This window comes from Anaeromyxobacter sp. SG66 (assembly GCF_022690805.1).
GTDB lineage: Bacteria > Myxococcota > Myxococcia > Myxococcales > Anaeromyxobacteraceae > Anaeromyxobacter > Anaeromyxobacter soli.
The window spans coordinates 1-8,181 of record NZ_JALCZC010000149.1 but is presented as its reverse complement, the minus strand read 5'-3'; the positions used below and the strand labels follow the sequence as shown (position 1 = coordinate 8,181).

The window sequence follows — 8,181 nt, the reverse complement described above, 5'->3', positions numbered from 1 at the left end:
CAGCCCGAGCGCGAGCAGGGCGAGGCCCCACCCGCGCCTGCGCCTGAGCTCGCGCCCGCCGCGGCGACGCCGTCGCCCGGCCCCGGCGCCGAGCCGCCGAGCGAGCCGGCACCCGCGAAGCGGGCGCGCACGAAGCCGGTGAAGCCGCGCGCGAAGCGCAGCGCCCCCAGGGCGCCGAAGAAGAAGAAGGCCCGCAAGGGGACGCGTCGCGAGAAGTGAACTCGCTTCCCGCCCGAGCCTTCTTTCCTTCTTTCCATTTGCCCGCACCCCGGCCGGTGGCTAGCATCCCGCGCATATGACGAGACCCACCGTGCTCCTCGCCGCGCTCGCGGCTGCCCTCGCCGCGCCCGCGGCGCGCGCAGCGACCCCCGCCGCCGGCGGACAGGGCAAGGACCAGTACGCCGTCTTCGAGACCTCGCGCGGAACGATCGGCGTGAAGCTGCTCCCGCGGAAGGCGCCGAAGGCCGTCGAGAACTTCGTGGAGCTCGCCCAGGGCAAGAAGACCTGGACGGATCCGACGACGGGACGGAGAGTGACCGAGCCGCTCTACGACGGCACCCTGTTCCACCGCGTCATCCCGAGCTTCATGATCCAGGGCGGCGATCCGCTCTCTCGCGGCGCGGCGCTCGGCGCGACGGCGGCGCCGAACGGCCGGCCGTTCGGCTCGGGCGATCCCGGGTACCGCTTCGAGGACGAGCTCGAGAAGCCGCCGGCGAAGCCCTTCGCGAAGGGGTGCCAGCTCGCGATGGCGAACAGCGGCCCCAACACGAACGGCTCGCAGTTCTTCATCACCGAGGTGGCGACCCCCTGGCTCGATCCCAAGCCGTGCAACGCCCCGGGGGGCGTGTGCGGGTACGTGCACATCGGCGAGGGAGTGTGCGGCTGTGAGCTCGTGGCGCCGATCGCGCGGGCCGGGAACGGCCAGACGAAGCTCGTGAAGGTCACCATCACGAACAAGGCGCCCACCTGCAAGTGAGCGGCGTCGCCCGGGCGGTCGAACCGCGCCGGGGAGGACGGGAGGACGGACATGGCTGAGCAGCTCTACGCGACGTTTCAGACTTCTCTCGGCGAGATCGTCGTGAAGCTCCTGCCGGAGAAGGCGCCGAAGACCGTCGAGAACTTCGTCGGCCTCGCCGAGGGGACGAAGGAGTGGACGGACCCGCGCACCGGCCAGAAGCAGAAGAAGCCGCTGTACGACGGCACGGTGTTCCACCGCGTGATCCCCGAGTTCATGATCCAGGGCGGCGATCCGCTGGGGACCGGCACGGGCGGGCCCGGCTACAAGTTCGGGGACGAGATCGGCCCGGACAACCGGTTCACGAAGGGCGGCCTCCTCGCGATGGCCAACGCCGGCCCGAACACCAACGGCTCGCAGTTCTTCATCACGGAGATCGCGACCCCCTGGCTCGACAAGGGGCACACGATCTTCGGCGAGGTGGTGCGCGGCGAGGAGCTCGTGCCCAAGATCGCCCGCACCGGCAACGCGAAGGTAAAGCTCGAGAAGGTCACCATCACCCGCGGCGCGCAGCCGTAAGGCTCCGCCGCAAGGAAACCCAGGCGCCCGCCGGTGGCCGTCGTGCCGCCGGCGGGCGCGATCACCTCATGACCAGCAAGAAGCAGCCCCCGTTCCGCGCCGGGTTCGTCGCCATCGTCGGGCGGCCGAACGTCGGCAAGTCCACCCTCCTGAACCGCGTGCTCGGCGAGCACGTCGCGATCGTCACGCCGCGCCCGCAGACGACCCGCACCCGCATCCTCGGGATCTGGAACGCGAAGGGCGCCCAGATCGCCTTCTTCGACACGCCCGGCCTGCACCGCGCGAAGGGGCCGCTCAACCGGCGGATGGTCGAGGTCGCGCTCACCACGCTCGACGAGGTCGACGCGGTGCTGATGCTCGTCGAGGCGGGCACGGGGCCCGACGGCCGGGTGGAGGTCGGCGAGTCGACGCGCTGGGCGATCGAGGAGGTCGCCCGGCGGCGGAAGCCCGCCATCCTGGGGATCTCCAAGATGGACCGGGCGCCGCGCGCGACGCTCCTGCCCGTCATCGACGCGTACAAGGGCCTCCACGCGTGGACCGACATCGTCCCGTTCTCCGGGCTCACCGGCGAGAACGTGGACACGCTGCTCGAGGTGCTCGGGAAGCACCTGCCCGAGTCGGAGGCGCCGCTCTTCCCGCCCGACCAGCTCACCGATCAGGCGGAGCGCGCCCTCGCCGCGGAGTACGTGCGCGAGCAGGTGATGCTCCAGACGCGCCAGGAGATCCCGTACTCGGTCGCGGTGGACATCGAGGAATTCGACGAGGCCGAGCGCCGCGACGACGGCGGGCTCGTCCGCATCTCGGGGGTGATCCTCGTCGAGCGCGAGTCGCAGAAGGCGATCGTGATCGGCAAGGGCGGCGCGATGCTGAAGAAGATCGGGACCCGCGCGCGGGAGAACCTCGAGCGGCTCCTCGGCTGCAAGGTCTTCCTGGGGCTGACCGTCAAGGTGGAGGAGCGCTGGAGCGAGCGCGCCACCGCGCTGAAGAGGCTCGGCCTGTGAGCGCGCCCACCGTCCCCGCGCCGCGCGCGCTCGTCGCGCTCGTCGGCCGCCCCAACGTGGGCAAGTCCACGCTCTTCAACCGGATCGCCGGCCGCCGCGCCGCGATCGTCCAGGACGTGCCGGGCGTCACCCGCGACCGGAACTACGCCGACTTCACCTTCGAGGGCCGGGCGCTGTCGGTCGTGGACACCGGCGGGTTCGAGCCGGAGTCGTCCGACCGGCTCATGGCGCAGGTCCGCCGGCAGGCCCAGCTCGCGGTCGAGGAGGCCGCCGCGGTGGTGCTCGTCGTCGACGGGCGCGAGGGGCTCTCGCCGGTGGACTCCGCCGTCGCCGACCTGCTGCGCCGCGCGGGCAAGCCGCTATTCGTGGCGGTGAACAAGGTGGACACCGCCCGCACCGAGGAGGAGATCCCGCTCGCGGAGTTCTTCCGGCTGGGCTTCGGGGACGTGCACACCGTCTCGGCCGAGCACGGCCGCGGGGTGGGGGAGCTGGTCGACGCGATCGTCGCGAAGCTCGCGCTCCCGGAGGCCCCGCCGGCCCCCGAGGACGCCGAGGAGCCGGAGGAGGTCAGCGAGGACGACCGGCCGAAGGGCGACATCCGCCTCGCCATCGTGGGCCGCCCGAACGTCGGCAAGAGCACGTTCGTGAACGCGCTCCTCGGGATGGAGCGCTTCGTCGTCTCCGACGTCCCCGGGACGACGCGCGACGCGATCGACTCCCTCGTCGAGCACCGCGGCCAGCGCTTCGTCGTCACCGACACCGCCGGGATCCGGCGCAAGAGCGCCATCGCCCAGAGCGTGGAGGCGTACTCCGTCGTGCGCTCGATGAAGGCCATCGACCGGGCGGAGGTGGTCGCCTGCCTGCTCGACGCGACGGAGGCCGGCGTGGAGCAGGACGCGCGCCTGCTGGGGCTCATCTCCGAGAAGTCGAAGGCGCTCCTCATCGTGGTGAACAAGTGGGACGTCGCGGAGCGCGAGGGCGCGACGCAGGACTGGTACCGCAAGGAGCTGTACAAGCGGCTGCCGTTCGTCTCGTTCGCGCCGATGCTGTTCGTCTCGGCGAAGGAAGGGCGCGGCGTCACCCGCGTGCTCGAGCGCGCCGCGCGGCTCGTCGAGCAGTACCGCGCCCGCTTCCCGACCCCGGCCCTGAACGAGCTGCTCGAGACGATCCAGGAGGAGCACCCCGCTCCCCTCGCGAAGGGCCACCCGGTGAAGCTGTACTACGTCGCCCAGGTCGCCTACGCGCCGCCCACCTTCGTGATGCAGTGCAACCGGCCGGAGGCGATCGGCGAGCCGTACCGCCGCTTCGTGGAGAACCGCTTCCGCGCCGCCTTCGGGCTGGAGGTGCCGATGCGGCTCGTCTTCCGGGAGCGGAAGCGCCGCAGCCGCCCGCCGCCGAAGCGGCGCGGGTGAGCGGCCGTCCGGCTTTCGCTTGACGGCCTCTGCCCCGGCCCTCTAGATTGGCCCGGTTTTCTTCAGGAATCTCGCGCGTTGCGCCCCCGAGAGGTGCCATGTCGTCGAAGCCCAGCGTCATCACCCGCAAGGACATGAAGGAGCCGGACAAGTTCCAGCACGCGGCGGAGCAGGCCGCCGGCTGGGTCGCGGCCCGGAAGCGGCAGGCCGTCCTGCTCGGCGGCGGGGCCGTCGTGCTCGTGCTCCTCGCGGTGGTCGTGCTCGTCGTGCAGTCGCACCGGTCCGAGGCCTCCGGCGCTGCGGTCTCGCAGATGCTCGAGACGGTCGGCGGGACGGTGTCGGCGGTGCCGCTCCCCGGCCAGCCGGGGCCGTTCTTCCCGACGGAGGAGGCGCACCAGCGCGCCATCGTCGGCGCGGCGGACCAGGTGCTCGCGCAGCACGGCGGCAGCGCCGCGGCGCTCGCGGCGCTCGCGAAGGGGGACGCGCACCTGCGCCTTCGCGAGTGGGAGCCCGCCAGGGCGGCCTACCAGCGGTATCTCGAGACCGCCGACAAGGACGATTCGCTCCGGTTCGGCGCGCTCGAGGGGCTCGCGCTCGCGGCCGAGGGGAAGGGTGACCTCGCCGCGGCGGCCGAAGGGTTCGCGCGGATGGCGAAGGAGGCGCCGGCGTTCGCCGATCGCGCCGATCTCGACCGCGCCCGCGTGCTCGCCACCGCCGGCAAGACGGACGAGGCGCGCCAGGTGCTGGCCGCGTTCCCCGAGCAGCACAAGGAGTCGCCCCTCGCGCCCGAGGCGTCGCAGCGGCTCGGCAAGCTCGGCGGCAAGTAGATGACGGCGCTCGCCCTCGCGCTCGCGCTCGCCGCGACGGCTCCCGGCATGAGGAGCGGGCTGCCCCCCGCGCCGCGGGAGCTCTACCGGTTCGCCTGGCAGCGGTCGGTGGTCACGCCGCAGGCGCTCGAGTGGAAGCCGCGCGAGCCCGGCGGCCTCGCCGTCGATCCCGCGAGCGGGATCGTGGTGTTCGGGACCCGCGACGGCTGGCTCCACGCGATCCGCGACGACGGGAGGGTCGCCTGGGAGCTCAAGACGGAGGGCGGCTTCTCGGGCCCACCGGCGATCGACGGCGGCACCGTCTACGCCGGCTCGAGCGACGGGCGGCTCTACGCGGTCGCGCTCGCGACGGGCAAGGAGCGCTGGCGCTACGACGCGAAGGAGGAGCTCGGGACCCGCCCGGCCGTCGTCGGCGGCACGCTCTACGTGGCGAGCCTGCAGGACACCGTCTTCGCGCTCGACGCGAAGACCGGCGCCTGGAAGTGGCATCACCGGCGCGAGCCGCGCCCGGGCTTCACCATCCGCGGCGCCGCGCCGGTGCAGGTGCGCGGAGGCACGGTCTACGCGGCGTACTCCGACGGCTTCGTGGCGGCGCTCGATCCGGCGACGGGCACGGCGCGCTGGGAGCGGATGATCGCGCCCGCCGGCGACGAGCTCGACGTCGACGGCCTGGTGGCGGAGGGGGATCGCGTGTACGCCGCCGCCTACTCCGGCGCGGTGCTCGCGCTCGACGCGGCCTCCGGCGAGACGCGCTGGACCTTCGAGGCGCCCGGGGCGGTGAAGCTCGCGCTCGCGCCGGGCGGGACGCTCGTCGCGGTCGCGACCGCCGGCGTGTACGCGCTCTCGGCCAAGGACGGCACGGTGCTCTGGTCGTCTCCGCTCGGCCGCGGCGTGCCTTCGGGCGAGCCGGTCGTCGCGGGTGCCTGGGTGCTCGTCCCCGCCACCACCGGCGGGCTCCGCTGGCTCGAGGCGTCGAGCGGACGGCTCATGCGCGTGCTCGACCCGGGGAGCGGGATCTCGGGGACCCCCGCCGTCGTGGACCGGCGCGTGTACGTCCTGTCGAACCGCGGCGAGCTCTACGCGCTCGACCTGCCGTGAGGCGCATCCGCGTCGTCGCGGCCGTCGTCCGGCGCGCGGAGCTGCTGCTCGTCACGAGGCGCCCCGACCGTGCGGGCGCGCGGGGGCAGTGGGAGTTCCCGGGCGGCAAGGTCGAGCCGGGCGAGGACGAGCCCGCGGCGCTGCGCCGGGAGCTCGTCGAGGAGCTCGGCTGCGACGCCGCGGTGGGGCCGCTCCTCCTCCGCCACGCTCACGCCTACCCGGAGCTCGAGGTCGAGCTCGCCTTCTACCGCTGCGCGCTCGAGCCCGGGGTCGAGCCGCGCCCGCTCGGCGTGGCCGAGATCGCCTGGGCACGCCCGGGCACGCTCGAGAGCTACGACTTCCTCGAGGCGGATCGGGCGGTGCTCGCCGAGCTCGAGCGCCTCGCCTCGGACGAGCCCGCCGATCGCGAGTGAGCGCTTGCCTCCGGGCGGTGGCCGGCGCGCTCCGCGTGCCCCGATAGCGCTGCCCGCTCGGGCGTTTCCCTGCTGCGGCACACGCTGGCTGCCTGCGGCGGCTCATCATTCATCACAAGTGCAGGTACTCGCCGGGCGAGCGGTGGGTGTTTCGACCGCGGTTTCGGTGCGCAGGGCGGATTCGGGCATCGACGGGATCTGCGCACGCGCTCCGGGCGCGACCCGATGAACGCGGGGGAGGCGGTAGAGCAGGCGAACGTCTCGTCGTGTCGGGCCGGCGTCGCAGCGTTTCTTCGCGCGGGTCCGTGCAGCAACACGCGTTCGCGCTCGCCCCGCCACATGGGCCGGAGCGTCGCGCCAGTGTTCACAATGCGTGACAGCTATCGCCAGCGGTAGTGCTCCCCGACGTCGCGGCTTCCCTCGCGCGAAGAAACGAAGCGTCCCTGTTGCGGTGGGTGAAACATTGCCCATTGACGCCTTCTCGCCTCGATCGCGCTCGGGCAAACGGGCGGCGCGTGAGGGCCGCTCTCGCGCACACACTTTGCGCGTGAAGCGCGCGCCGATCGGTTTGAGGCTCCGACGAGGGCGCAGCGGAGAACGCCGCGCAAGAGCGGGCCTGGAGCGTCTCCGGAGCTCCGGAATTCGCGTGTTACGAAGGGTGTACTGGAGGTGCATCCCATGTCCGCGCTCGCCCCCGCTTCTCTCGAGTCGAACGTCCTCGCCCTGCGCCTGCGCGAGCTCGCCGGAGAGGAACGAAACGTCCAGGTCGACTTCCTCCTGCACCTCGACGAGTTCGATCGGCGCCGCGCCTTCGTCGAGGCCGGCCATGCGTCCCTGTGGGCCTATTGCCTTGAGGCGCTCCACCTGCGCGAGGGCGCCGCCGGGCGGCGCATCCAGGCGATGCGGGTGCTGCGCCGCTTTCCGACACTGGAAGCTCCGCTGCGGGATGGGCGTCTTTGCCTGTCCACCCTGGCGCTCCTCGGCCAGGTGCTCACCGAGGAGAACGTGGACGATCTCCTCACTCGCGCCGCCTTCCGGACCCGGGCCGAGGTCGAGCACCTCGTCGCCTCCGTCCAGGCCCGCACCGCTCCGCGCGCTGGCCTCCGCAAGCTGACCGAGCGCGCGCCCGCCGCGGCGAGCGCAACGCTACCGCTCCCGGCGTCCGATGCAGGGGCCGAGGCGGCGCCACTGGCCGGCCCTGCTGAGCCGACCCTCGGCCCGGACCCCATCGCCGACTCGCGGCCTGCGCTCCCGCCCACCGTCGCGCAGCCGAAGCGAAGGGCCGTGACGCTCGCCGTCTCGGAGACGCACTGGTCGCTCCGGGTCACCCTCGACCGCGCCTGCAAGGAGGACCTCGAGACGCTCCTGTCACTCCTGTGCACAAGGTTCCGGACGGCGACCTCGCGGCGGTGCTCCACGAGGCGATCCGCTGCGCCATCGAGAAGCACGGCAAGCGCAAGGGCGCTGTCGCGCCGGAGCGGAAGACGAAGGACGCGAAGGAAGGTTCGAAGGAGCGCGCGAAGGAGGGCTCCGAGGAAGGCTCGACCGAGGGCGAGAAGCGGGTCGCGGCGAAGCCACCGGCGGCGAGGACCACGATCCCGGCGATAGTGCGCCGCGCGGTGTGGACGCGCGACGGCGGGCGCTGCGCCTGGGTCGGTCCGGACGGCTGCCGCTGCAACAGCCGCTGGAAGCTCGAGCTCGACCACCTCCAACCCGCCGCCCTCGGGGGGCCGTCCACGATCGACAATCTTCGGCTCGCCTGTCGAGCGCCTGAAGTATCCCCACGATCGCGCGACAAATGGCGAGTGAGATCGATCGTCTGCGATACGAGGCAGTTTGAAAGTTGAAGCGCGCAAGCGCCTCTGATCCTCTGAGTCTGCCAGGACGAAGAGGGGA

Annotated in this window: 8 protein-coding genes and 2 pseudogenes; 9 read left to right on the top strand and 1 reads right to left on the bottom strand. The window is 72.7% G+C overall.

What is annotated here, in order from left to right:
• The 8 genes and pseudogenes from MNZ39_RS22260 to MNZ39_RS22225 form a co-directional block, all read left to right on the top strand.
• A pseudogene (locus MNZ39_RS22260) lies at positions 1 to 219 on the top strand (hypothetical protein); the annotation flags it as partial.
• Between the two features lie 76 nt (positions 220 to 295).
• Complete coding sequence (locus MNZ39_RS22255; RefSeq protein ID WP_242341289.1) at positions 296 to 976, top strand: peptidylprolyl isomerase; 681 nt, start codon at positions 296 to 298, stop codon at positions 974 to 976.
• 51 nt (positions 977 to 1,027) lie between these two features.
• Positions 1,028 to 1,534: a peptidylprolyl isomerase gene (locus MNZ39_RS22250; protein WP_242341288.1), complete on the top strand. Its 507-nt coding sequence runs from the start codon at positions 1,028 to 1,030 to the stop codon at positions 1,532 to 1,534.
• A 68-nt stretch (positions 1,535 to 1,602) separates the two neighbouring features.
• Complete coding sequence (gene era / locus MNZ39_RS22245) at positions 1,603 to 2,535, top strand: GTPase Era (RefSeq protein ID WP_242341287.1); 933 nt, start codon at positions 1,603 to 1,605, stop codon at positions 2,533 to 2,535.
• Positions 2,532 to 3,947 carry a ribosome biogenesis GTPase Der gene (gene der, locus MNZ39_RS22240; protein WP_242341286.1) on the top strand — a complete coding sequence of 472 codons (1,416 nt, stop codon included), beginning with the start codon at positions 2,532 to 2,534 and terminating at the stop codon, positions 3,945 to 3,947. The genes era and der overlap by 4 nt, the downstream gene beginning before the upstream one ends.
• A gap of 98 nt (positions 3,948 to 4,045) precedes the next feature.
• Positions 4,046 to 4,774: a tol-pal system YbgF family protein gene (locus MNZ39_RS22235; RefSeq protein ID WP_242341285.1), complete on the top strand. Its 729-nt coding sequence runs from the start codon at positions 4,046 to 4,048 to the stop codon at positions 4,772 to 4,774.
• Positions 4,775 to 5,872, top strand: coding sequence for a PQQ-binding-like beta-propeller repeat protein (locus tag MNZ39_RS22230; protein ID WP_242341284.1), 1,098 nt, complete (start codon positions 4,775 to 4,777; stop codon positions 5,870 to 5,872).
• Positions 5,869 to 6,285 (top strand): (deoxy)nucleoside triphosphate pyrophosphohydrolase, encoded by a 417-nt coding sequence (locus MNZ39_RS22225; protein WP_242341283.1) that lies wholly within the window; start codon positions 5,869 to 5,871, stop codon positions 6,283 to 6,285. Before MNZ39_RS22230 ends, MNZ39_RS22225 begins: the two co-directional genes overlap by 4 nt.
• A gap of 105 nt (positions 6,286 to 6,390) precedes the next feature.
• Here the strand turns inward: MNZ39_RS22225 and MNZ39_RS25140 are convergent, their stop codons facing one another.
• Positions 6,391 to 7,344, bottom strand: a complete 954-nt coding sequence (locus MNZ39_RS25140; RefSeq protein ID WP_374202556.1) for a hypothetical protein — start codon at positions 7,342 to 7,344, stop codon at positions 6,391 to 6,393.
• On the opposite strand from MNZ39_RS25140, the pseudogene MNZ39_RS22220 reads away from it, so the two are divergent.
• Positions 7,225 to 8,132 (top strand): annotated as a pseudogene (locus tag MNZ39_RS22220) (HNH endonuclease). The gene MNZ39_RS25140 and the pseudogene MNZ39_RS22220 sit on opposite strands and share 120 nt — an antisense overlap.
• The last annotated feature ends 49 nt before the right edge of the window (positions 8,133 to 8,181 follow it).